Genomic DNA, 21,776 nt, shown 5'->3' on the forward strand with positions numbered 1-21,776 from the left:
CCTTTGCCGTCTCATCTGCATTAGAAACGCCTAGCCTCAACGAACATCTCTGCTTTCTTCACCCCATTCTTCCAAACCCCAAAACGCGGAGGACGATCGATGATGACATCCTCAGCACGTTCAGCTTGAACCATAACAAGGTCTGCTCTCGCTCCAACAGCGATACCGTATTGTGTCAATCCCAGTGCCCGCGCAGCATTGCTCGTTGCCATCTCCATGATTTTCTCAAGTTCAAACGTTGTCCCGAACTGCGCAGTATTAGCCAATAATAAGGCGATATCGAGCGGATCGCCTGTTCCGTAAGGCGTAAAAGCATTGCGAATATTGTTCGTCCCCATTGTCACGTTAACGCCCGCTTCTTGCAGCAGCTTCACCGGCGTCAGCCCGCGGCGCGCGGCTTGATTATCTTGCCTGCCGCCAAGATAGAGGTCTGTCGCAGGCAGACACATGATTTGCAAGTCCGCCGCAGCCAGCAGCCCCGCATATTGTCGCGCTTGATCACGGGTTACGGAACCAAGCGATGTCACATGTCCGCTGCAACTCGCCCTTGATAACCGCGGTTGATCGTTTCTGTCGCTACCGTCAATATGTTCAGTTCATCCGGATTGTCGGAGAAATCAATATGTAAATCCACCGGTTTTCCATACTTCTCTGCAAGCTCGAATACGAATGTCAAATGATCGCTTGCCGAATAATCGTTATAGGGGATACCCCCTACCACATCGGCTCCCATGCGAAGGCATTCCTCCATCAACTCCGCGGTTCCGGGCTGCTGCATAATCCCCTCCTGCGGAAAGACAACCAGCTGCATATCAATGGTATCTCGCCATTTCTCCTTCAACGCTAGCGTTGCCTCCATTGCCTGCAAACCAATGATCGGATCCACCTCGACCTGGCAGCGCATCGAGGTCACGCCGAATTTCGCGCTTCGCTCAAGAACTCGCGATGCCCGGGTGTAAATATCCTCGTAGGTGTAATTGCTCTTAAGCGCTCTTGTTACAGCAATCGCTTCAGCCAGTCCGCCGGCAGCGCTCTGAGACTTCTCCGTTAGAAATGCTTTATCTAGGTGAATATGCGTTTCAACCAAACCTGGCAGCAGTAGTCTGCCTTCCCCGGCGATTGTCTCTTTTGCGAGAGGATACACATCACGAGCAGGCTCGAAGAGGACAATCAAACCCTCCTTCACGCCAATATGATACCGGCCATTGCCAGTGGAAATCCCAATGTTATGAAATAGTAGATCTAGCATAGCAGACACCCGCCTTCTCCCCGGAAACGACTATCCTCGCAGAAATAATGCCCCTAATGCAAGCGAACCCAAGATGCCCCAAACCGGATTCCAATGTAAATACTGCACCATAATAAAGAACATGCACGCAATCATAAACGGTAGAAAACTTAAGCCAAGCGCGCTTGTGCCGGGCTGAAACGCATATTTGGCAAAATCATAAGCGAGAAGAGCCATCATCGTGAAAATAACAGGCTGGACGCCTTTGATCATGCCTTTGATGACCGGAACATGCTCCAGTTTCACCAATATACCGGATAGCACGACCATCAATAAGGCAGTTGGCAGAACTACCGCGCTCAGAGCTACAATAGCGCCGCCCCAACCGGCGACTTTAAACCCAATATAAGCCGCAAGCTTCGTTGCGATCGGACCCGGCAGTGCATTTCCGAACGCTAGCGCGCTGCCGAACTCCGACGTATCCATCCAACCGTTACGGTTTACAACCTGATCTTGATACAGCGGAATAATCGAAGGTCCTCCGCCATAGCCCAGCATCGTCGCTGAGCCGAAAGCGATAAATAATTTCCATAATAGGCTCATTTGAATGCTTCCTTTCTTCTACGAGCTAATCGCGATCCCGTCGCCGCGCGGATCGGCAGCGCCGCTTCGAAGTCCTCTCGCATCGATGACGATACCTTGCGCTTGCCCCATAATACGATCCCAACTGTCGAACAATTGCACTTGATGGCCCCAAGACGACAATTCGCGGGCGGCTTCTTCCGATTCCGGACCACGATTCTCCATTCGCAGGACATCGCTATCCGTCCCCCATGTCCGGCCATAGACCCACCGCGGCAGTTCAATCGCCTCTTCTATGGTAAGCCCATAATCGAGCAAGCCCGTTAATAGAGACAGCTGCGTCTGCGGCTGACCTTCTCCGCCTTGTGTGCCCAGCAACGCGTAGAGCGCACCATCCTTGCTTATCATCGCAGGCATTAAGGTGTGGAAACTTCTTTTCATTGGCTCCAGCGTGTTCACGTGACTCGCATCAAGCGAGAAATACGACCCTCTATTTTGCAAAATAATGCCTGTATCTCCCGCCATATAACAGGATCCGAAATCATAATATAAACTCTGAATAAACGATACCCCGTTACCTTCAGCATCAACGATTGCAGCATAAGCCGTGTCTTGCCCCAATACAGGTGACAGGTGTGGTTTGACCTCAAGTGGCGTATCCGGAGCTGTACTTATTTGTTCGAATAACTCCTTGGCATATGCTTTGGATAACAGCTTCTCCATTGGGATTTCCGCTGCAAATGCCGGATCTGTAAGATAACGATCTCGCTCCGCGAACGCCCGTTTGATGGTTTCCACAGCCAGATGATAAAAGGTCGCCGATTGCCGGGGGATCTTCCCCATCTCCACATTCTCCAATATGTTCATCATCATAAGCGCGGAGAAACCTTGCGAGTTAGGCGGCATTTCGTATAGATCGTAGCCTCGATAATTAACCGTCAGCGGTTCGACCCATTCCCCATGATGACTGCGAAAATCTTCTTCCCGCAGTAATCCGCCATCCTGCTCGATCGCCTCGGTTATCGCCTTCATTATTGAACCTCCATAGAAGGCAACTCTTCCTTCCAGCTGCAGCGCTTGCAAACTAGCCGCTAATGCCGGCTGAACCAAACGTTCTCCCAGCCCAAGCAGTTTCCCATCCTTCAGGTACACGCGTGACATGGACTCGCTTGCTCGAATAAGCGGTTCATCGGTTACCATCCAGTGATGTAAATCCCGAGATATCGGGAAACCCTTTTCCGCATAATCGATCGCAGGCTGGAGTAATTCTGCCCAAGGCAGCCGGCCATAGCGAGACCAAACCTCCCACCATGTATCGACCATACCCGGAACCGTAATCGCGCTCTCGACTCCCCGTCGTGGAATAGCGAGCAATCCCTTGTTCAAATAATAATCTCTGTTTGCCAGCCGTCCTGATCTGCCGCTGCCGTTATACCCTGCTATCGTCCCCTTATGATGAATCATGAAGAACGCATCGCCGCCAATTCCCGTCATATGAGGATATACAACCCCAAGTGCGGCACTGACCGCGACCGATGCATCCATGGCATTGCCGCCGCGGCATAAGATGTGATTCCCCACCTGTGAAGCCAAGTAATGCGGTGCTGCAACCATATTTTTATAAGACACTGGCATGATGTTTTTCACCGCGGTACCTCCGTTGTTTGGCATAAAGGGACCCCAAGGGGATCCCCGTTCAACACGTGTTCCTTCTATTTCTCAGGCAGAAAATCATTCGTATAGAGCTCACTTGTCGGAATATCCTTCTTGATCATGCCGGCTTCCTTCATCTCATCAACAAGCGTCTTCCAGCGCTCCTCCGACATGTAGCCGAGTCCGTGTGTCGCTGCGTCGCCGCCAAAAACAAAATCCTTCGTTATTTCTTGCGAGCTCTTCAGATGATCGAGTGAATAGTCCTTGTTTGTTTCATTAATCAGTTTATTAACTTCATCGCCATGCGAGTAGTAGTAATCCCATCCTTCAACAGTCGCTTTTAAGTATTTTTTGACGGTATCCGGATGATTCTTAATCATATCTTCCGTCGTGATCACGACATTCCCGTACGGATTGTAGCCCAAATCCGCGTTCAGGAACCAATCGACGTCGATGCCTTCTCCCTTGAGCACATATGGCTCATTGGTAGCAAAGCCTTGCGTGACGGAATCCTTATCCGCGGAGAAGCCCGCCAATGAACCCGTGTAATTCTGAACCTGCACCTTATCCAATTTATATTTGTAGCTGAGGTACTGCCAGAACGGGAACCCGGTAGCCGTATACACTTTGCGACCGTTCAAGTCTTCAATTTTCGTAATGCCGGAGTCTTTGTGAAAGATCAGGTTTTGCGGATTGGTTTGGAGGTTGGCGAATATCGTCACGATCGGGATACCCTCGTTACGGGCAAGCACGACTTCATCCGCATTGGCCATCGCAAATTGTACTTTGCCGGAAGCGAGCAGTTGCACGTTCGACACTTGTGGTCCGCCTTGCTGCAACGTAACATCCAATCCGGCATCCTCATAAATTTTGCCGGCTACCGCGGCATAGTGTCCGCCCATCTCCGGCTGTGCGAACCAGCTCATCGTTTGTGTAATTTTTACCGGTTCGTCAGATGACCCCGAATTTGAACTGCAAGCGGTTAGTAGTCCAGCCAAAATTGTCGTACTTGCTACCCATTTCGTTTTCTTCATCATCTTCATCCTCAATCTCCCCATCCATTTTCTATATTTGGTGAATCGTTGAAACCACCGGTACCCGTCAGTTCTCCGTTTGAGATGCGGATTCGTGCCAATTTCTAAGCACATAATGGGATAAAATCGAGGTGGCTGCGAAGAAGATCATGCCGAGCACGGATGCCGTAATGGCGCAAGCAAATAAGTAAGGCGTCTGCATTTGCACGGCTGCCGAGGTAATCGCGATGCCCAGCCCTCCTTTGGCACCGCCAATTCCGGCTACAAATTCGCCGATTATAGCGCCGATTACCGCGAGTCCGCAGGAAATTTTCATCCCGCCTAATATGTAGGGCATCGCATAGGGAATACGAAGCTTCCACATCATTTTCCAGCCGGTTCCGTTGTACATGCGCATGAGATTCACCAGGTTGTGATCCGTCGCGTTCAAGCCCAGATTGCTATTCGAGATGATGGGGAATACCGCTACGATAAACGAAATGATGATGATGGAATTCATGCCGGTCCCGAACCAAATCACGATCAAGGGGGCTACGGCTACGACAGGAATCGTCTGCAGGACAATCGCGTAAGGAGACAAGCTTCGCTGTACCCATTTGGATGCCGTCATTAGCAGCGCGGTTAGATTACCGATGACGATGCTGAGCAGAAAACCGAAGAATGCGGATAATGAAGTATTCCATGCGGAGCGGAGCAGGTCACTCCCTCTCTCCGATGCTGCTTTCCCAATTGCCGTCGGTGAAGGAAGAATGTATCTGGGAAGATCAAAGATCACCGTGATGAGCTGCCATATCACCAGAATCGCCAGCATTAGAATGAGAGGCGGAGCAGCAATCGGAATGAGTTGCTTCGCTTTGCTTGGCTTGTGAGCGGCAGCTTGCTTCTTCTCTGCTGCAGGTGCTGCGCTTGCGCTTACTTCAATGTTCAAAATATCATTCATGTCTAGCCCCCCTTTAAAGCTTTCGATACTTGATCCACCAACTGACCGAATGTCGCCGAAGCTTGAAACTCGTCGTCCCTCGGATAGGGTGCAGGGACATCGATTGTGCTGCTAATCTGGCCCGGATACGACTTCATGATGACGACTTTGCTGGATAAGTAGACCGCCTCGAATACGTTATGGGTAACGAAAACAACGGTAAGCTTCGATTGCCGCCAAATCTCAAGCAGCTCCTGGTGCAGATGATGCCGCGTCATCTCGTCCAGCGCACCGAAGGGTTCATCCATGAACAAGATCTTGGGATTCGATACGAGTGAGCGAGCAATCGACACCCGCATTTTCATGCCCCCGGACAGTGCCTTGGGATAAGAATCGCGGAAGCTCTCTAATCTCACGAGTCTAAGCACGCGATCGACCTCTTCGCGCCTTTCCTTCTTACCTACTCCGCGAAGCTCTAACGGCAATTCTACATTTTCCACTACCGTCCGCCAGGGCATCAGGTTGGCTTCTTGGAATACGAATCCCAGCTGACCGCTTGTTTTCATTAATTGCTGTGAAGGCTGTCCGAGCACGGACACAACGCCTTCGGTTGCTTCGCCCAAACCGGCCATAATGCGCAGCAGAGTTGACTTGCCGCAGCCTGACGGACCTACGAGTGAAACAAACTCACCTTCGCCAATATCCAAATCCACTTCCCGCAGCGCCAGCGTACCGGTTCCATATCGCTTCGAGACGTTGCTGATATGTATGGCCTTCTCTGCAATCATCGCCATTCCCCTCTCGTCTCTCGTCTTCTCAATCGTTCATTTCCATGCACGTTCAAACAGCTTCCCTGCAACGACCTTCCCATGGACAGCAACGATTTCTCTCTCCGGCGCTGCGGCAATCGCGTGCTCGGGATTCAGTGCTTGCACGAGAATAAAATCTGCTGGAGCTCCTTTATACATGTCCAGCGGAGCCGAGGTTAAATAGGGATACACTGCGCGCAATCGCTCATCGTCATTCCAAATGAATTTCTCCCCAAGCCTTCTGCCCCTTGCCAATAAATCAGGGCTTCCGAAAGGCGTCCAAGCATCCAGTCCCGTATGGTCTGTGCCCAGTTTAACGTTCACGCCAAGTGCTGTAAGCTGATCCACTCTGGGCATTGCGGAATCAATCGGGACACTTGTAATGATCGTCATGTTCTGCTCCGCAAGGCGATGGGCGATCTCTGCAGAGGAGCGTTCATCAATTTCTCCTAAGCAATAAGCGTGGCTTACGGCGACTTTACCTTGCTTACTCGTTTGCTCCGTATAGTCTGCTATGCGTTCAATGGTATAGAGGCCAAGATGACCCGGATCATGCAAATGAATGTCAACGCCTGCGCCAAATGCCACACTCATATCAAACACGGCATCCAAGCAAGCCTCGATATGGCGATCCACACCGGCTGGATCGACACATCCAACGATGGCGGCTCCTTCTCGAAGAGCTTGCTTCAGAAGCGGGATCGAGTTGGAGCGAAGCAATCCTTGCTGCGGGAAAGCTGCGATTTCAAAATCCACCAAACCTCTATACGCCTCTTGCAGCTGAACAATCGTTTCCAAATGACGTAGCCCGATGTCAGGATCGATATCGACATGAACTCTTGCGCGTGTCGTGCCATACGCCAACATTTGATCCAGCGTTTGTTTAGCGCGTTCCTTCAAGTTTGCGTGGTGTGGAGCCAGAAGCTCCTTCTCCAGTTGAAACTGATCGAGAATCGCAGCGACTCTTCTTCGGGATATCCAGCGATCCGATGGGAACTGTTTATCCAGATGCACATGATAATCTTCCAGCGTCGGAAGCATGAGCAGGTTATGGGCATCCCAACTAATCGCATGATCCGGAATCGGCTGATGTTTAGGAATGATGTCAGCTATTCTTCCTTGATTGATGTAAACGTGGTGTTTGCCCTCATTCACGGTTACATTACTTAGCCACTGCCCCACTGTTTTCGCCTCCTGCCATGGTTCATCACCTGTTATAGGACAACAAAAAAAGCCCGACAAATATCTGATCAGATACCTCCCGGGCTTTTATCCCTCCGTGTGCACGGCAGCTTGCCGTGTGACATCTCTTGGACCGAACCAATGCAAAGTGGACATTGTGGAACCCTAGATGTCATTCCTATTCTATTGTTGAGGTCAACTTCGTTGTTCGCGTTATGTTTATTAACATGCATATAACATAACAAACAAAAAGCATTTATGCAACCATAAAATGATCATACCGACGTGAAAATGACGCTTGAAAATTCTATTGGTTAGTATATGATGACAATATACTTACGTAACGCAGTTTTAATCGATATAATAACGCGAATTGTATATCAAAGTCAGGAGGACGAGCATGGAAAATTACGAAAAGAAGGAATGGGCGGAATACCCTCTCGATGAGATTGATCGCAAAATCATTCAATTCCTTCATGATAATGCGAGGATATCTTACACGGATATCGGAAAGGAGATCGGTTTATCACGAGTAGCCGTACAAGCACGGATCAGTGCTTTACTCGAGAATGGCGTAATCGAACGATTCACGGCCGTTATTAATCCGGCTAAGATCGGCATCCATGTGTCCGCTTTCTTCAACGTGGATGTTGAACCGTCTCATCTGCAGGAGATATCGGAGAAACTCGCAACTGTCGACGAGGTCACGAGTTTGTATCACATGACCGGGCCGAGCAAGCTGCATATGCATGCGATCTTTCCCAACATTCAATTCATGGAATCCTTTTTGGTCGAGAAACTGTATGCCATGAAAGGCGTCGTGAGCGTAGATTGCCAGTTGCTAATGAAACGTTATAAGAGCCGGTTTGGCATGAAATTGTAGGAGAAACAAGAAGAAGCAAGCACCCTATTCAGGATGCTTGCTTCTTCTTGTTTCCGGATTCCCTTCTTATATCGCCAGCCACTTCAATATCGGTACCATACAAGCACCGATCACAATTGCGGGGAGCATGTTTGCGACTTTGATCCGCATGATATTTAAGATATTAATGCCAATGCCCATAATTAATATTCCGCCGATTGAAGTAATTTCCACTACGATCGCATCCAAAACTTGATCGCCCATCCATGCTGTGATCACCGACGAAAGCAGCGTCAGCGCTCCTTCGTACAACAAGATGGGAACCGCCGAGAATAACACGCCTACACCCAGCGTTGATGCGAAGAGCAGCGCCAGAAAACCATCCAGAATCGATTTCGTGTATAGAATGTCATGATTATCATGCAAGCCACTCTCCAATGAGCCAAGCACAGCCATTGCACCTATACAAAATACGAGCGTCGTTGTGACAAACCCCTCCGCAACATTGCTTGGTTTGTTTCGCGCTACCAGCTTCTGCAGTTGATCTCCGGCCTTCTGCAGTCTGCCTTCTATGTTCAGCAGCTCGCCTAGAACAGCGCCGATTGCCAAACTGAATGCAACGAGTACAAAATTGTCGGACTTCAGCGCCATCCCGATCCCCAGAACAAGCACGAGCATCCCCATGCCTGCCATGACCGTTTTCTTCATCTCTTCTTTGACGCGAGGCAATACTATGCCAAGTGTACCTCCGCCAATAATAGCAGCCGCGTTTACGACCGCCCCTGTTAATACCACACGATTCTACCCCTTTATCTTCACTTCCCTCCTATCGTACCATTTTTAAACTTTGCTGGCATCGAGATTGTTATGGATTATACCGGCCGCACTCCTGACCTTCGCATCTTCAGCCACGTTAATATGAGGAGCGCGATGGGAACGAGTACAACCGGCAGGATGATCGTGAATGGCAGAATGTTAACGTCATATGAAATTAAATCCGTCGGGAGTAGAAAGCTTTTTATGGCGATTGCGAAGAATAAGGCTCCAACCGGCACAATGAAGAACTTTGGATTTTTGAGCCCGACCACTTTTTTTAATATGTTCACAAACACATACTGAACAATGATAATCTCAAATAACGTGAAAATCGTCCAAATGCCGATAATCAGGATCTCAATCCGTTCGATGTACTCTCCGAATTTCACTAACTGAATCGCCGAGAAGAATGGGAACGATGCCGTCTGGAACATCATCACACCTAAACAGCCGAATGCAATATACGTTGCCGTTAATAGATATAGGCAGGAGAATATGACGCCTACACTGCAGCTTAGCAGTACTTTCTTGGGATTGTTCACATCGGAATAAAGAAAAGCCATTAAACCCGATTTTCCAAAAGGAAATCCGAAGGAAACCATCGATCCGTATATGTACATGGATAAAGGATGTTGAAATTGAGGCAGAAAAGGATTATATTCCACCTCCCGGTATATAAAGATGCAGATCACCACAATTGAAACGATGAAGAACGGAAGGATGACAAGAACGCTCCGTACGATGGTGCCGATCCCAAGAGAAACGGCATATACCGTCACGATTAACACAATGAGGATAATCAAATTAGGTGAGGTGTTGGGCAGGATTGCACTTGTATAGAAGAGTGCTATCGATCGAACCGATAACACACCAAGTCCAATCAAGTCGATTAGAAAAACCACCAGAATCAGCTTTCCAATCCACTTCCCTAACAGAAGGAGGATAATATCAGCCATGTTGAGCTGCGGGAATTGTTTCTGTATGTAGGACGTCATGACTAACGTAAGAATGATTGAGATCGTAGCCAGCGTATTCGAGACCCATACATCCTGAGTAAGACATTTGGCTTCCAATAAATATAGCGTCGAAAATCCCGACATAAACGCAAAACAGAGGCAGCCCAGTTGGAAACTCGATATTTTCTCCTGCTTCACACTTAATCGACCCCCAATTGAACATTCATCACAGCTTTCACGTACACGGAAATAGGCTTATACAAATAGGTATTAATCGCTTCAGAGGTTGGCATCCAATCCTCAATCACCGGAATGAAGTAACAGGTAATAAACAGACTTAAGAGCAACAGCGCGATGGCATCTTTTCTATTCCTTTGCTTCCACAGCTTAACGTAAACGGTAATCACGTAAACGAAGAAAAGCATAAGGATCGTAAAGATTAGCATTTCATGGCCCTCCTAAGACTTGGCTCATTCCGAGATTCGGGATACTGGCGTAGACATTAATCGTTACAGGTAATGCGGGATACGCGTCTGTCCAATTTTGTTTCGTTCTCTTCCATACATTCGGGTGATACTGCCTAAGGTAATCGGAGAAGCCAAGCACATCTACTTTCATATCACGCTGAAAGTGGGTTAAGCTTACAGTGAGCTGCTGCTTAATTGTTGCCTCTGCGGCATGTTCCAGCTGTTCCAGCGCGTTGTTAGCCGTTAAATTCAGGCGACCGCTCGTATCGATTAAAGTGCCTTTTAATTTCACATCGATGCTTAATGCCGGTTTTCCGTTGATGGCATGGTAATGTATTTTACTTTTTAGTATCTTCATCATCAGCGATACCTTCGTGTCTTTAAATGGAACGGATTGAACAAATTCAAGGTATCTCCATTTCTTCTTTGCCATCAGCATATGAACGCTCAGCACGTCATCGGCATTCATCCAGCCTACTAGCTTACCTTTGTTTACGACTGATCCGCCACTTAAAAACATTACCTCTCGATCACTGTTGATTGGCTTTGAAATACTCATTTTCCCTAAAACAAACCCTCGGTAAGGGTCTGTATAATAATTGACGATATCCTTAAGCTGAATGTTGATGCTCTTCCCCCATAGACGCTCGTTTCTAACTTTCCCTTCAACTTCATTCGTGATTAAGTCCCCGGTTTCTGATTTCACATTAAGCATGTCCGATGCTTTCCCTTTGCTGATAGCCAAGTAGCCGGACATCCGAATTTCGCGGGAACGATTGAAATAATCAATAATCTCATAAAGCTTATGCCTGGCTGCGCTTTCCCCCACTATGAAAAATTTGTCATGCTGCCAGATCAACTGTTTCCCGGCACGACTTCTTATATTCCGCGCAGCATCTAGTATCGAATCTCCGGATGAACTCGCTACCCACTCCAATGTTCTCTCCGGCCGATCCTTACTGGCCGATGGCGTGTGATTGCAATACAAAGTGATGATAAATTTCTTGGAATGCACATCGTAATCGACTCCTGTAATCATGACGAGCGAGATACTGTTTATTTCTCGCACATCAGGTGAGCAGCCGGCAAGTAGGGTCAAGGGAATTAAAACCAGCAAGAGACGTTTAATGGTCCTCATGTTCCCTAACCTGCCCTTCCATGGCTGCAAATGAGGCATCATTCTTGGACTGCCTTCGGTGCTTAATCGGGAGCAGCAGATAATGCTCGGTTACGTCCTTCCAGCGGTGCGAATTAAACGTAGGCAAATACAGTTTCCCGAATGACCGCAAGGAACATAAATGCAAGACAATAGCAAACATCCCAAGCGCCAAGCCGAGTACACCTGTCCATGCCGCAATGAAAATCAGTGGAAAACGCAGCAAGCGTAGTGTAATTGCGGTGTTGAATGCCGGAATAGTAAAGGAAGCTATGCCCGTCATCGCGACGACAATAACCATCGGCCTGGAGATGATACCGGATTGTACAGCAGCTTCACCGATAATCAGTGCACCGACGATGCTAACCGATTGACCAACCGTTCGAGGCAGTCTGATGCTTGCTTCTCTTAAAATCTCGAAAGCTACCTCCATAATGAGGGCCTCAAGAAATGTCGGGAACGGGATACCCGCTTTAGTGGATAGAAACGTGAGCATGAGAGGAGTCGGAATCATCTCCAGATGGAATGTCGTCAGCGCAATATATAGCGAAGGTCCACAGAGAGAAACAAACAGAGTAAGCATACGTAATGCACGAAGAAAATTGGCAAAATAAAATTTTTCGTAGAGGTCCTCACTTGGGTGCAAAAAATCCGTAAACGTGGATGGTGCGATAAGTGCATTTGGGCTGCCATCTGTGAAAATAATCACTTTACCAAGATTTAAAGCCGTGACGACACGGTCCGGCCGTTCCGTATTCATGATTTGGGGGAACGGAGAATAGGGACTGTCTTGAATCCATTCTTCAATTTGAGCGCTGTCTACGACGGTATTCAGCTTAACCGAGTCCATTCTCTCTTCTACTTCGCTAAGAACGGAAGCATCGACCTGATCATCGAGATATAGGATCATAACTTTCGTCTGGCTTTCGCGTCCGATAATAAAGAGCTTGGATTTCAATTTGGTGGTCTTCATTCTGCGATAGACGAGCCCCATATTTACCCGCAGATCCTCGGTGAACGCTTCGCGAGGCCCGCGCACATTGATTTCCGTGGTTGTTTGATCGACTGCGCGCGTCTCATACCCAGGTATCCCAATCCCATAACAAACCGTTAAACCTTCGATGAAAACGACGATTCCGGCGTCAGCGATCATCTCCGTAACATTGTCCATGACAGGAATTTCGGTGACGATGCCTAACGAACGAATCGATTCCAGAATCGTCTCGGCCGTAGGATTCTCATGAGCTTGGATATCCTCATTGATCTTCCTTACGAACTGCTTGTTCAAGGTTTGCTGATTGATAATCACACTTAAATAGGCAACCGCAGCCAGTCGTTTTCCTTGTTTCGAATCGAAGTTCTGGTAGCTGAAGTAGTTGTTATCTTCGTACATTTGCTCCAATAGAAGCATGTTATGTTCAACGGAAGGATTGATTATCATTTCTGTTCTCCATGACCAGCAATAGAATAGGATCAAGGAAAGTATTCGCCTGAATACCCAGATTTATGCAAAATGCCGCATATAGCGGCCGTAGCCTTCCTCCTCCAATTGTTCAACCGGAATAAAGCGCATGGAAGCGGATTGGATGCGATATTGAGGTTTAGCGCTGTCTTGGACTAAGTGACCCAGATGTGATTTGGATAATCGACTGCGCAGCGCCGTACGGACGTGACCGTTTCTCAGATCGGATTCTTTGCGGATCCAGCCTTCCTCTATAGGCTTTGAAAAGGTAGGCCACCCTGTTCCTGCATCGTATTTGTCCCTGGAGCTGAACAGCGGATCCCCATTAATGACATCGACATAAAGACCCTCTCGTTCGTTATTCCAGAATTCGTTCTGAAATGCGGGTTCTGACTCTCTATTCTGTGTAACCTGATATTGCAGATCTGTTAACTCACGGCGTAGCCGTTCTTTATCTTGCTTCGTATTCCAGCTGCGTTCGGCGAATTCATCCCGCCCAGAGCTATCATGATACAAATTATAGTTTCGACGATGGGTATTGTAGTAATCCTGATGCTCATCTTCTGCAGGATAGAATTGTACTGCGGGTACAATCTCCGTCACAATCGGCTTCTTGAAGCGTTTGCTCTTCTTCAGGGCTTCTTTGGAGGCTTCCGCCTTCACCCGCTGGTCCTCATTATGTACGAATATCGCGCTTCGGTAAGATGACCCGCGGTCACCGAATTGACCACCGCGATCCGTGGGATCGATCAACTGCCAGTAGATATCGAGCAGCCGCTCATAAGGAAACAAATCCGGTTGAAACGTAATCTGAACGGATTCAGCATGGCCCGTCGTTTCCGTACCGACTTCTTGATAGGTCGGATTTACGGTATGACCGCCGGTATATCCGGAAATGACAGATTCAATCCCGGGGAGCGTGTCGAAAGGCTGCACCATACACCAGAAGCAGCCGCCTGCAAAGGTCGCGAGCTCGGTCTTACGTTTAGAATTTTCCATCAAGCTTACACCGCCAATCAATTCATTGTTCCATTATTATCGAATATTTAAAGCAGTAACACCAGCACTCTCCCTCTGCCTTGTAATGAAAACGACTGCTCCCCGGCACAATGCCGAGAAGCAGTCGTTATATTAGCTACAATGATTTGAATCGGTCGACTAGTCTGCTTTATCTCCCTTTTGCCGCTGGTTATATATAATGATGAAGACTATAAACAGGATGACCGGAATCATAATTGCGACGGGTATGAGTAGAATGGGTGTCATGTGAGACTCCTTTGAATTGATTTTGATCATTGTTGGATGACCTTATGCATTATCTCTCTTTTACGAGATGAAATCAATTGGATTAATGCCATAAAATAAAAGTGAACCGAGGGATCCATGATCCACTCGGTTCTGTGTTGGTTTAAGATTGGGCTGTCTTCGTCTTAGCAGGAAGAGCGGATGTCTCCTCCATTGGATACATCCATTTGGATATGAGCGTCTGCAGGATGATGATCAACCCGCCGATGCACCAGTAAAGCGGCATCGCTGCCGGCGCAGAGAACGAGAATATGCCCATCATGACCGGGGATAGATACACGATCCAGCCCATCCCTTTAGCGGCGTTCATCTGAGGTGCCGCACTTCGCGCAATCAGAGCTTGAGCCAAGTAAACACCAGCTGCCAGGAATGGAAGGATAACATCCGGTTTCCCTAGTTGAAACCACAGAAACGTATGATGGGCAAGCTCTGGGTTTGACCGAATGGCGTAATACATGCCGGATAAGATGGGGATTTGAAGCAGCATCGGCAGACAGCCTATGTTCAGAGGGTTGTACCCATGTTTGCTGTAAACGGCCATCGTTTCTTCCGTTTGCTTACGCTGCTTCTCCGCATCTTTGTTATTGGCGTATTTCTGTTTAATCGCATCAAGCTCAGGCTGCATGGCCGTCATCTTGCGTCTCATCTTCTGTTGCTGTTTATATTGATTAATCATAAACGGCATTAGCGCCAGCCTTACGATTACTGTGATCGCAATAACGGCCAGACCGAAGCTGCCCCCGAACCATCCTGCAAAGTGATCGATCATCCAAGAGAACGGCGATACAAAATATTGATGAAAAAACCCGACTTGAGCGTACATATTTAACATAATTAATAATCCTCCCTGTTGTTGTTATGCTGCAGCAATCAACAGGGTCGTGCACGGGGATGAATCATCATCAGGCGCTTCTTTGCGTTTCGTATGCCGCGTTAGCCGCTGTTTCCGCGTTAGGACGACACCCGGCGGTTTCTTCAGCAAGGAAAGCGGCAGATCCGCTTGACGGATTCTCGTCCATCTCGGATCATCTGCGGCTGTCGGAATCCAGACGAAGCATAAGTAAGCCAGTGAAACTAAAGTGCAAATCGACATTGCATACAGAAGCGCATCATGAAGCTCGAACAATGATATCCCCCCCTTTCCGTTCAAATCATATTCGTATAGTGTAATGGATTCCGGTGCGCAGCGAATCGGTCGTGAGACGGATGCAAAATAAAAAACGTGCATCCCCACTGCTGAATCAGGGTTTGCACGTTTTCTATATTACTTGCTGATTCGAATTTCTTTTGTTTTGCTATCCCACTCCACTGTATACCCGATCAGTTCCGATATATTACGCAGTGGCAGCAGTACCTTATGCGCTACCAGCTTCGATGCGGTAATCGTTACGGGTTCTCCATTCACATCAACGGTTGTAGAGCGAATCGTATGGGTAAGGGTGCGATCCCCGATGACGGCTGTTACCGTCTTCGTTGCTTCATCCCATTTCACCTCAGCGCCTAAGAGTTCAAACACTTCTCGCATCGGAATAAATACGCGAGAATCGGCAAAGAACAAAGCATCTTCCAATTCCTTCGTTTCTCCGTTTACGAACAGCTTACCCTCATAATTCTTCAAAACCGGATAATCATGGGCCTCGGCAATTTCAGTTAATGTATGGTCAGACGTCGTTATGATCACGAGCGTTCCGATTTCGATTTGTGGAAACAACCAGTGAATTTCATCGTTCTTCATCCGAATGCAGCCTGCGCTTACGTATTTGCCAATTGATTTGCTATTATTATTGCCGTGAATCGCGTACGTCGTGCCTTCCGTTCCATCGACCTCCAAGCCTAACCAACGATCGCCAAGCGGGTTCCGAGGGTCGCCTCCGGGAATCTTCTCTTTGTAATACGGTCTATTCTTAATTTTATTGACAATTTTGAAGCTTCCTTCCGGCGTTAAGGTATTTGTTCTGCCTGTCGCAACGGAGAAGGTCTTAATAAGCTCACCATTATTAAAATATGCCAATTTATTGGTACTTTTATTGATGACAATCAATTGGTTATTACTCGCTTCAGCACTTGCTCCGGCAAGTGGGAAAACATGCAGTAGCAGCAGCGAAACGAAGAAAGTTAGGACAACGATTCTCAACCTACTCCGACTCAAGACAGACACCCTCCCCATTCAACACTTGAATTCTCATTCAACATTGAATAGGAGTACTAGCCCCCTATTCAACTATTGATATACATATCAATGTATGAATGGGGATATCTTGGCACCACTCCATTTTCTAAACTTTAGTGGATCTTTAATATAGCTAAACCATTTAGAATGAGATTGCGAATGGAAGCCACCTTGCTAAGCTCAAGTAATTCTTCATGGAGCGGGAGCTCCAGTGGTAATAGTTCATGGTTGGCAGCTGCTAATTCAAGTACTTCCAATCGTAATAACCAATCGTTCGGATAGGTTTGGATGAGCTTGTTATGGATCTCAGTCAGCGCCTGAAGAGATTCGGCTGTGAAGCTGTTCGTCTCCCTTATTGCCGCTACTTGTTGATAAAGAATCTCCAATTGATTAAGAGAAGCAGGGGCATCATGGTTCGGTTTTATCTCTTCTTCATTAGGTGGCTGAACCGGTGCAAGATAGTAGGCAGCTGGATCAGCGGCACCGGGATACGCAGAAACGATACGAGATCCCACGGCCATATCGTAAGTGCCCCATTCTTTCTTAAATAGCGCCTTACCCTGTAAAGTGACCGTGCAGTCCTCGAAGGATAACAGAATCACATGTTTATCGTTTTTGAGGATGCTCTTGATTCGACCGGAAACGCATATCCCGCTGATGAACACCAGCTCCGTTTGACTTCCAAGGACAACGCCTAACCCGTTTAGCGCTTGATCATCGCATTCTTCTAAGGCTATTCCGCCTTGCAATGTGCCGATTGGAGTACCGTATCCTTTGGCATGATAGTCCTTGCCATGACCGCTTAATTGCTGATGGTTAACCGACAACGCAGTTTCTCCAGTCGTGTTTACATAGATGGCTTCGCCATTGCTATCTTTCTCGATGCTATGGATCATCCCAGTGACACAGAGGCCGGAATTAAACGCAATCGTGGCAACATGGCGCGAACGCAGCGCTTTCTCCAAGCTTTCCGTTCCGCCTACGCGAAATGCCATGGTGCTGGCCAAGGATTCCACGCCTTCTAATAATTGCTCGAAGCTATGGCAAACGAAGAGGCGTGATTGCATCTCCGTTACGACTTTGGGGCTGGCGACGCAAGCGTCAACGGAATAAGGCAATTTCTTTACCGCGTCTGTGAAGCAATGTTTGCTTTCGCCAACGGAAGACAGCAGACCGGCCCCGTATATTTTCGGATCATCCAGCTCCCCGATCAGGCCGTATTCGACGGTTGCCCAGAATAGACGGGACACTTTCTCTGCTTCCGTTAATTCCGTAATAGCCTTCTGTTTCTCCTCTACCTGCTTCTGCGCAGCAGCCTTCTCTTCTTCGGTTGATTTCGGATCCTCCATGACGATCGTTAGTAAGCGCAGCGCCTCGAAAGCCTCGCCTCTCTCTTTCATGGAAAAGGCTTTCGTACCGATAGAGCCAATCGCTTGCACGTAGGACCTGTATTCGGGATCAAACAAAATCGGCGCATGGCCGGCAGCCTCGTGGATAATATCAGGCGCTGGCGTGTATTCGATGTTCGATAATTTCCGGATTTCCGCTGCAATCGGCAAAATCCCATTCGCCAGCAGCTCATAAAAGACAGCACCGGGAATGAGGCCATTCACGATTACGGCACCCCATCCGATTTGGGCAAGACATGCGTTCATCTCGGATACGCGGGGGATGCTCTCCTTCTGAATACCGGACTGCAGCAGTCCGCTTACAAATGCTGCATGAGCAGTATCTCGCAACGCATGGTGGTTCTGACGCATCACATAACGCCATACAGCATGATCAATAGGCGTGTATTGATCGTAGTTCTGCTCGGATATATAAGGAGACAAATGAGGCGGAATCATTCTCATGTCTTCCACTCCCTCTGCTATTTGCGTGTTCTGGTTGCCGGTAATACCTTCCCTGTTACTTTTCCGAAACCTACTTTATAGCCATTGCCCTGGCACCAGCCGGTCATCGTAATACGATCGCCATCGGCAAGCCAAGTTCGCTGCTCTTTGCCATTGATCAGCTGAAGGGGTTCCGTCCCTCGCCAGGTTAGCTCTAGCATGCAGCCCCGGGATTCCTTCGCGGAACCGCTGATTGTGCCGGAAGCGAGCAAATCGCCGGTTCGCAAATTACATCCGCCAACCGTGTGATGCGCGAGCTGCTGCTCAATCGTCCAATACAGATTGCTATAATTGCTGGAGGTAATTCGTTCTTGCTTGACTTGTGCATCGCTTTGCCAATATACCTCTAACAGGATATCGTAGGAAGTCATATGGCACTGCTGCAAATAAGGAAGCGGGTCAGGCTCTTGTCTCATAGCTGGTATTCGAAATGGCGCGAGTGCTTCAAAAGGAACAACCCAAGGAGAGATGGAGGTCGCGAAGCTTTTTCCGAGAAACGGACCAAGCGGTTGATACTCCCAGGCTTGGATGTCCCGTGCACTCCAATCGTTGACGAGTACAGCACCGAATAGATGCTCTTCGGCTTCTTCAATGGGGATGGGCTCCCCAATCGTATTACCGGTTCCAATCAACCACCCCATCTCCAATTCAAAATCCAACTGCCCGCTCGGGCCAAAGATTGGCGCGCCGGAATCTGGCAGTTTTACCTGTCCGCAGGGTCGGCGAACATCCGTTCCGCTGACGACAATCGAGCTTGCCCGGCCATGATAACCGACAGGAAGGTGCAGCCAATTCGGCATCAAAGCATTCTCCTTGCCCCGAAACAACGTACCGACATTCGTGGCATGGGACCTCGAAGCATAGAAATCGGTATAATCGCCGATTTCTGCAGGAAGCAGCATCTCGACATCGCATTGGCGGTGAAATGCCATCGATCGGAGCTTGAGATTATCTCGAAGGGTCGGTTCTTCTGAATCGAGCAGCCTTGAGATAATCGATCGAACCTCCCGCCACGCTTGACGACCTGCAGCCATGAACGCATTGAGCGAAGGTTGGGCGAAGAGGCTTTTCCCGGATGCTGGCGTGTTATTGAAACAACCGGCTTCATCTAACACCGCTAAATCCAGCACATCGTCCCCAATGGCAACGCCAATCCGCGGGAGACCGCCACCGTGAAGCGGGCGGAACACGCCATAGGGCAAATTTTGTATCGGAAAATGCGAGCTCGCATCAACGTCAATAAACGAATATGCCATTGGATGATCTCCTTTGCAGTATATGGTGATCAACCGCTACCGCTTGGTGAATTCCCCTGCCCTCTTAATTTCCCGATTGCTTCTAACGATTCAGGATTTTCAAGTGCTGACAGGTCGCCCGGAGCAATCGATAAATAAGCGGATCGTATCACTCTTCGCATGACCTTCGCATTTCTTGTTTTGGGTAACGCGTCCACGATGTGAATGGCTGACGGCTTGAATGCTTTGCCAAGTCGATTGGCGACCCATACATATAGTTCTGAAGTTAATTCTGTCGTATCTTGTTGGTTTACCAACGGATGATCTACAACGACAAAACAAACCGCTGCTTCTCCTTTCAGATCATCAGGCACGCCAATCGCCGCTGCTTCGACCACACGAGGATGCTCGACGAGCAAGGATTCGATTTCCGTGGGACCGAGCCGTTTGCCAGCCACATTAAGCGTGTCATCGGAGCGTCCTGTAATCGTCCAGTAACCATCTTCATCTAACTCCACCCAATCGCCATGCACCCAAGTATCGGGCCATCGCGACCAATATGTCGCCTCGTATCGCTGCGGCTCTTGCCAGAAACCGCTTGCCATCCCAAGCCATACGTTCTTGAGCACCAACTCCCCGACCTCGCCGCGAACCGGCTCTCCTTCCTGTGAGAACACATCTGCATGCATCCCAGGAATGGCCGTGTTAAAGCCTGCCGGAGCAATCGCCTTAAGCAGCACGTTTCCCAAAATACCGCCTGATATTTCCGTGCCGCCTGAATAATTAACGATGGGTATCCTGTTCTGACCGACATCATGGAATAACCATTGCCACGGTTCCGGATTCCAAGGTTCGCCCGATGAACCGATGACCCGGAGCGAAGTCAGATCGCATCCCCTGTAACAATCATCGCCGTGCTTCATCAAGCTGCGAATTAGCGTTGGTGAAACGCCAAGATGCGTTACTTTATGTTTATTAACGAGGTTAAATACCAGGTTCGGACCGGGATAATCCGGCGCCCCTTCGTACAACACCATCGTACCGCCACTCAATAAGGTGCCATACACCATGAATGGCCCCATCATCCAGCCCATATCGGTGATCCATAACATCGTGTCACCGGGCCGGAAGTCCATCACGTAACCGGCGTCGAATGCAGCTTTGAGCGGAAATCCGCTGTGTGTATGGACGATGCCTTTGGGCGCGCCGGTTGTTCCGGAGGTGTATAAGAGCATTAATGGCTCTTCGCAATCCATTGGTACTGCTGGGATTAGTTTCGTATCTTCACCATCTACTGCGTCCATAAGCTCGGACCAATCAACATCACGCCCCTGCCGAAGTGCGATTGGGATGTTTAGCCTCCGTACAACAACCATCCTCACGATAGATGCTGCCGCATCAGCCGCTTTGTCGGCTTCTTCTTTCATGCGGATCTGCTTTCCTCGTCGATAATAGCCGTCAGCTGTAATGAGATATTTACAGCCTGATCCTTCCATCCGTTTAGCTGCTGCTTCGGCGCTGTATCCGGAATAGATCGGAACAGCTATCGCGCCTAATTTAGCCAAGGCAAGCATCGCTATTACAGTTTCAGGGATCATCGGCATATATAGGGCAACGCGTTCGCCCACGCTTAATCCCAATTGCCGCCGCAATCCCTGTGCAGCACGATCCACTTGCTGAGCAAGCTCGGTATAGGTGAGGGTTCGCGTTTGCCCCTCCTCACCTTCCCAAATGATCGCCTTCCCGCCAGCTGCCACAGGGTCCAACAACCATTTGTCGACCGCATTCGAAACGATATTCATCCGCCCTTGTGTAAACCAAGAAGGCCAGCTCATGCCGGCTGTAAAATCAACAACCTGCTTATAGGGACTGGCCCATTCAATCCCCATGTCCCGCACGACCGCCTCCCAGAACCAGCTGATGTCGTCGATCGATTTGCGATAGAAAGCCTCATAATCGGTGATTCCATGTTTGGACATGAGCCGAAACAATCGTGTTTGCTCGATCTCCGATTGATTAGGGAACCACACCGGATTTTGCCGCATATT

At 48.7% G+C, this 21,776-nt stretch carries 21 protein-coding genes and 1 riboswitch; of the genes, 1 reads left to right on the top strand and 20 read right to left on the bottom strand.

Annotated elements, in window-relative coordinates; all coding sequences use genetic code 11:
• Window positions 1-20: 20 nt before the first annotated feature.
• Genes AC6ESO_RS20705 through AC6ESO_RS20740 form a run of 8 tightly spaced genes read right to left on the bottom strand, consistent with a single transcriptional unit; the run spans window position 21 to window position 7,407 of the window.
• Complete coding sequence (locus AC6ESO_RS20705; RefSeq protein ID WP_497093032.1) at window positions 21-527, bottom strand: amidohydrolase family protein; 507 nt, start codon at window positions 525-527, stop codon at window positions 21-23.
• Window positions 524-1,249 (bottom strand): amidohydrolase family protein, encoded by a 726-nt coding sequence (locus tag AC6ESO_RS20710; RefSeq protein WP_497093033.1) that lies wholly within the window; start codon window positions 1,247-1,249, stop codon window positions 524-526. The genes AC6ESO_RS20705 and AC6ESO_RS20710 overlap by 4 nt, the downstream gene beginning before the upstream one ends.
• A 30-nt stretch (window positions 1,250-1,279) precedes the next feature.
• A complete protein-coding gene (locus AC6ESO_RS20715) occupies window positions 1,280-1,831 on the bottom strand; it encodes a chromate transporter (RefSeq protein WP_090983681.1) in 552 nt (183 codons plus the stop codon).
• 18 nt (window positions 1,832-1,849) lie between these two features.
• Complete coding sequence (gene ggt / locus AC6ESO_RS20720; RefSeq protein ID WP_497093034.1) at window positions 1,850-3,481, bottom strand: gamma-glutamyltransferase; 1,632 nt, start codon at window positions 3,479-3,481, stop codon at window positions 1,850-1,852.
• A gap of 41 nt (window positions 3,482-3,522) precedes the next feature.
• A complete protein-coding gene (locus tag AC6ESO_RS20725; RefSeq protein WP_497093035.1) occupies window positions 3,523-4,506 on the bottom strand; it encodes an ABC transporter substrate-binding protein in 984 nt (327 codons plus the stop codon).
• Window positions 4,507-4,564: 58 nt separating this feature from the next.
• Window positions 4,565-5,437, bottom strand: coding sequence for an ABC transporter permease (locus AC6ESO_RS20730; protein ID WP_497093036.1), 873 nt, complete (start codon window positions 5,435-5,437; stop codon window positions 4,565-4,567).
• A 2-nt stretch (window positions 5,438-5,439) separates the two neighbouring features.
• The gene (locus AC6ESO_RS20735; protein WP_497093037.1) at window positions 5,440-6,204 is read right to left on the bottom strand and encodes an ABC transporter ATP-binding protein; all 765 of its coding nucleotides are present in this window, start codon (window positions 6,202-6,204) and stop codon (window positions 5,440-5,442) included.
• Between the two features lie 36 nt (window positions 6,205-6,240).
• Entirely contained in the window at window positions 6,241-7,407 is a 1,167-nt protein-coding gene (locus AC6ESO_RS20740; protein ID WP_497093038.1) for an amidohydrolase family protein, read from the bottom strand.
• Window positions 7,408-7,481: 74 nt separating this feature from the next.
• A riboswitch (guanidine-I (ykkC/yxkD leader) is annotated at window positions 7,482-7,587 on the bottom strand.
• A gap of 220 nt (window positions 7,588-7,807) precedes the next feature.
• Here AC6ESO_RS20740 and chrS point away from each other — a divergent pair.
• Complete coding sequence (chrS, locus tag AC6ESO_RS20745; RefSeq protein ID WP_497093039.1) at window positions 7,808-8,290, top strand: chromate efflux transcriptional regulator ChrS; 483 nt, start codon at window positions 7,808-7,810, stop codon at window positions 8,288-8,290.
• Window positions 8,291-8,356: 66 nt separating this feature from the next.
• On the opposite strand, the gene AC6ESO_RS20750 is transcribed toward chrS, so the two are convergent.
• The 12 genes from AC6ESO_RS20750 to AC6ESO_RS20805 all read right to left on the bottom strand — a co-directional run bounded on the left by AC6ESO_RS20750 (window position 8,357) and on the right by AC6ESO_RS20805 (window position 21,773).
• Window positions 8,357-9,064, bottom strand: coding sequence for a DUF554 domain-containing protein (locus tag AC6ESO_RS20750; protein WP_497093040.1), 708 nt, complete (start codon window positions 9,062-9,064; stop codon window positions 8,357-8,359).
• A gap of 77 nt (window positions 9,065-9,141) precedes the next feature.
• Complete coding sequence (locus tag AC6ESO_RS20755) at window positions 9,142-10,239, bottom strand: GerAB/ArcD/ProY family transporter (protein ID WP_497093041.1); 1,098 nt, start codon at window positions 10,237-10,239, stop codon at window positions 9,142-9,144.
• Window positions 10,240-10,241: 2 nt separating this feature from the next.
• Window positions 10,242-10,487 carry a hypothetical protein gene (locus AC6ESO_RS20760; RefSeq protein WP_497093042.1) on the bottom strand — a complete coding sequence of 82 codons (246 nt, stop codon included), beginning with the start codon at window positions 10,485-10,487 and terminating at the stop codon, window positions 10,242-10,244.
• A 1-nt stretch (window position 10,488) separates the two neighbouring features.
• Window positions 10,489-11,646, bottom strand: coding sequence for a Ger(x)C family spore germination protein (locus AC6ESO_RS20765; protein WP_497093043.1), 1,158 nt, complete (start codon window positions 11,644-11,646; stop codon window positions 10,489-10,491).
• Window positions 11,633-13,105 carry a spore germination protein gene (locus tag AC6ESO_RS20770; RefSeq protein ID WP_497093044.1) on the bottom strand — a complete coding sequence of 491 codons (1,473 nt, stop codon included), beginning with the start codon at window positions 13,103-13,105 and terminating at the stop codon, window positions 11,633-11,635. The genes AC6ESO_RS20765 and AC6ESO_RS20770 overlap by 14 nt, the downstream gene beginning before the upstream one ends.
• Before the next feature lie 63 nt (window positions 13,106-13,168).
• A complete protein-coding gene (gene msrA, locus AC6ESO_RS20775; RefSeq protein ID WP_497093045.1) occupies window positions 13,169-14,125 on the bottom strand; it encodes a peptide-methionine (S)-S-oxide reductase MsrA in 957 nt (318 codons plus the stop codon).
• A gap of 409 nt (window positions 14,126-14,534) precedes the next feature.
• Window positions 14,535-15,263, bottom strand: a complete 729-nt coding sequence (yidC, locus tag AC6ESO_RS20780) for a membrane protein insertase YidC (protein WP_497093046.1) — start codon at window positions 15,261-15,263, stop codon at window positions 14,535-14,537.
• A gap of 24 nt (window positions 15,264-15,287) precedes the next feature.
• The gene (locus tag AC6ESO_RS20785) at window positions 15,288-15,557 is read right to left on the bottom strand and encodes a hypothetical protein (protein WP_497093047.1); all 270 of its coding nucleotides are present in this window, start codon (window positions 15,555-15,557) and stop codon (window positions 15,288-15,290) included.
• A 138-nt stretch (window positions 15,558-15,695) separates the two neighbouring features.
• Window positions 15,696-16,580, bottom strand: coding sequence for a L,D-transpeptidase family protein (locus tag AC6ESO_RS20790; RefSeq protein ID WP_497093048.1), 885 nt, complete (start codon window positions 16,578-16,580; stop codon window positions 15,696-15,698).
• A gap of 134 nt (window positions 16,581-16,714) precedes the next feature.
• Window positions 16,715-18,454 (bottom strand): aromatic amino acid hydroxylase, encoded by a 1,740-nt coding sequence (locus AC6ESO_RS20795; protein ID WP_497093049.1) that lies wholly within the window; start codon window positions 18,452-18,454, stop codon window positions 16,715-16,717.
• 17 nt (window positions 18,455-18,471) lie between these two features.
• Complete coding sequence (fahA, locus tag AC6ESO_RS20800; protein WP_497093050.1) at window positions 18,472-19,749, bottom strand: fumarylacetoacetase; 1,278 nt, start codon at window positions 19,747-19,749, stop codon at window positions 18,472-18,474.
• A gap of 29 nt (window positions 19,750-19,778) precedes the next feature.
• Complete coding sequence (locus AC6ESO_RS20805) at window positions 19,779-21,773, bottom strand: AMP-binding protein (protein ID WP_497093051.1); 1,995 nt, start codon at window positions 21,771-21,773, stop codon at window positions 19,779-19,781.
• Between the last annotated feature and the right edge of the window lie 3 nt (window positions 21,774-21,776).

This window comes from Paenibacillus rhizoryzae, from assembly GCF_059686995.1.

Coding starts and splice junctions, on each gene's coding strand:
- fahA (WP_497093050.1), bottom strand. CDS start 19,749: ATGGCATATTCGTTTATTGACGTTGATGCGAGCTCGCATTTTCCGATA.
- yidC (WP_497093046.1), bottom strand. CDS start 15,263: ATGTTAAATATGTACGCTCAAGTCGGGTTTTTTCATCAATATTTTGTA.
- chrS (WP_497093039.1), top strand. CDS start 7,808: ATGGAAAATTACGAAAAGAAGGAATGGGCGGAATACCCTCTCGATGAG.
- msrA (WP_497093045.1), bottom strand. CDS start 14,125: ATGGAAAATTCTAAACGTAAGACCGAGCTCGCGACCTTTGCAGGCGGC.
- AC6ESO_RS20725 (WP_497093035.1), bottom strand. CDS start 4,506: ATGAAGATGATGAAGAAAACGAAATGGGTAGCAAGTACGACAATTTTG.
- AC6ESO_RS20735 (WP_497093037.1), bottom strand. CDS start 6,204: ATGATTGCAGAGAAGGCCATACATATCAGCAACGTCTCGAAGCGATAT.
- AC6ESO_RS20710 (WP_497093033.1), bottom strand. CDS start 1,249: ATGCTAGATCTACTATTTCATAACATTGGGATTTCCACTGGCAATGGC.
- AC6ESO_RS20795 (WP_497093049.1), bottom strand. CDS start 18,454: ATGAGAATGATTCCGCCTCATTTGTCTCCTTATATATCCGAGCAGAAC.
- AC6ESO_RS20730 (WP_497093036.1), bottom strand. CDS start 5,437: ATGAATGATATTTTGAACATTGAAGTAAGCGCAAGCGCAGCACCTGCA.
- AC6ESO_RS20765 (WP_497093043.1), bottom strand. CDS start 11,646: ATGAGGACCATTAAACGTCTCTTGCTGGTTTTAATTCCCTTGACCCTA.
- AC6ESO_RS20715 (WP_090983681.1), bottom strand. CDS start 1,831: ATGAGCCTATTATGGAAATTATTTATCGCTTTCGGCTCAGCGACGATG.
- AC6ESO_RS20805 (WP_497093051.1), bottom strand. CDS start 21,773: ATGCGGCAAAATCCGGTGTGGTTCCCTAATCAATCGGAGATCGAGCAA.
- ggt (WP_497093034.1), bottom strand. CDS start 3,481: ATGCCAAACAACGGAGGTACCGCGGTGAAAAACATCATGCCAGTGTCT.
- AC6ESO_RS20770 (WP_497093044.1), bottom strand. CDS start 13,105: ATGATAATCAATCCTTCCGTTGAACATAACATGCTTCTATTGGAGCAA.
- AC6ESO_RS20760 (WP_497093042.1), bottom strand. CDS start 10,487: ATGCTAATCTTTACGATCCTTATGCTTTTCTTCGTTTACGTGATTACC.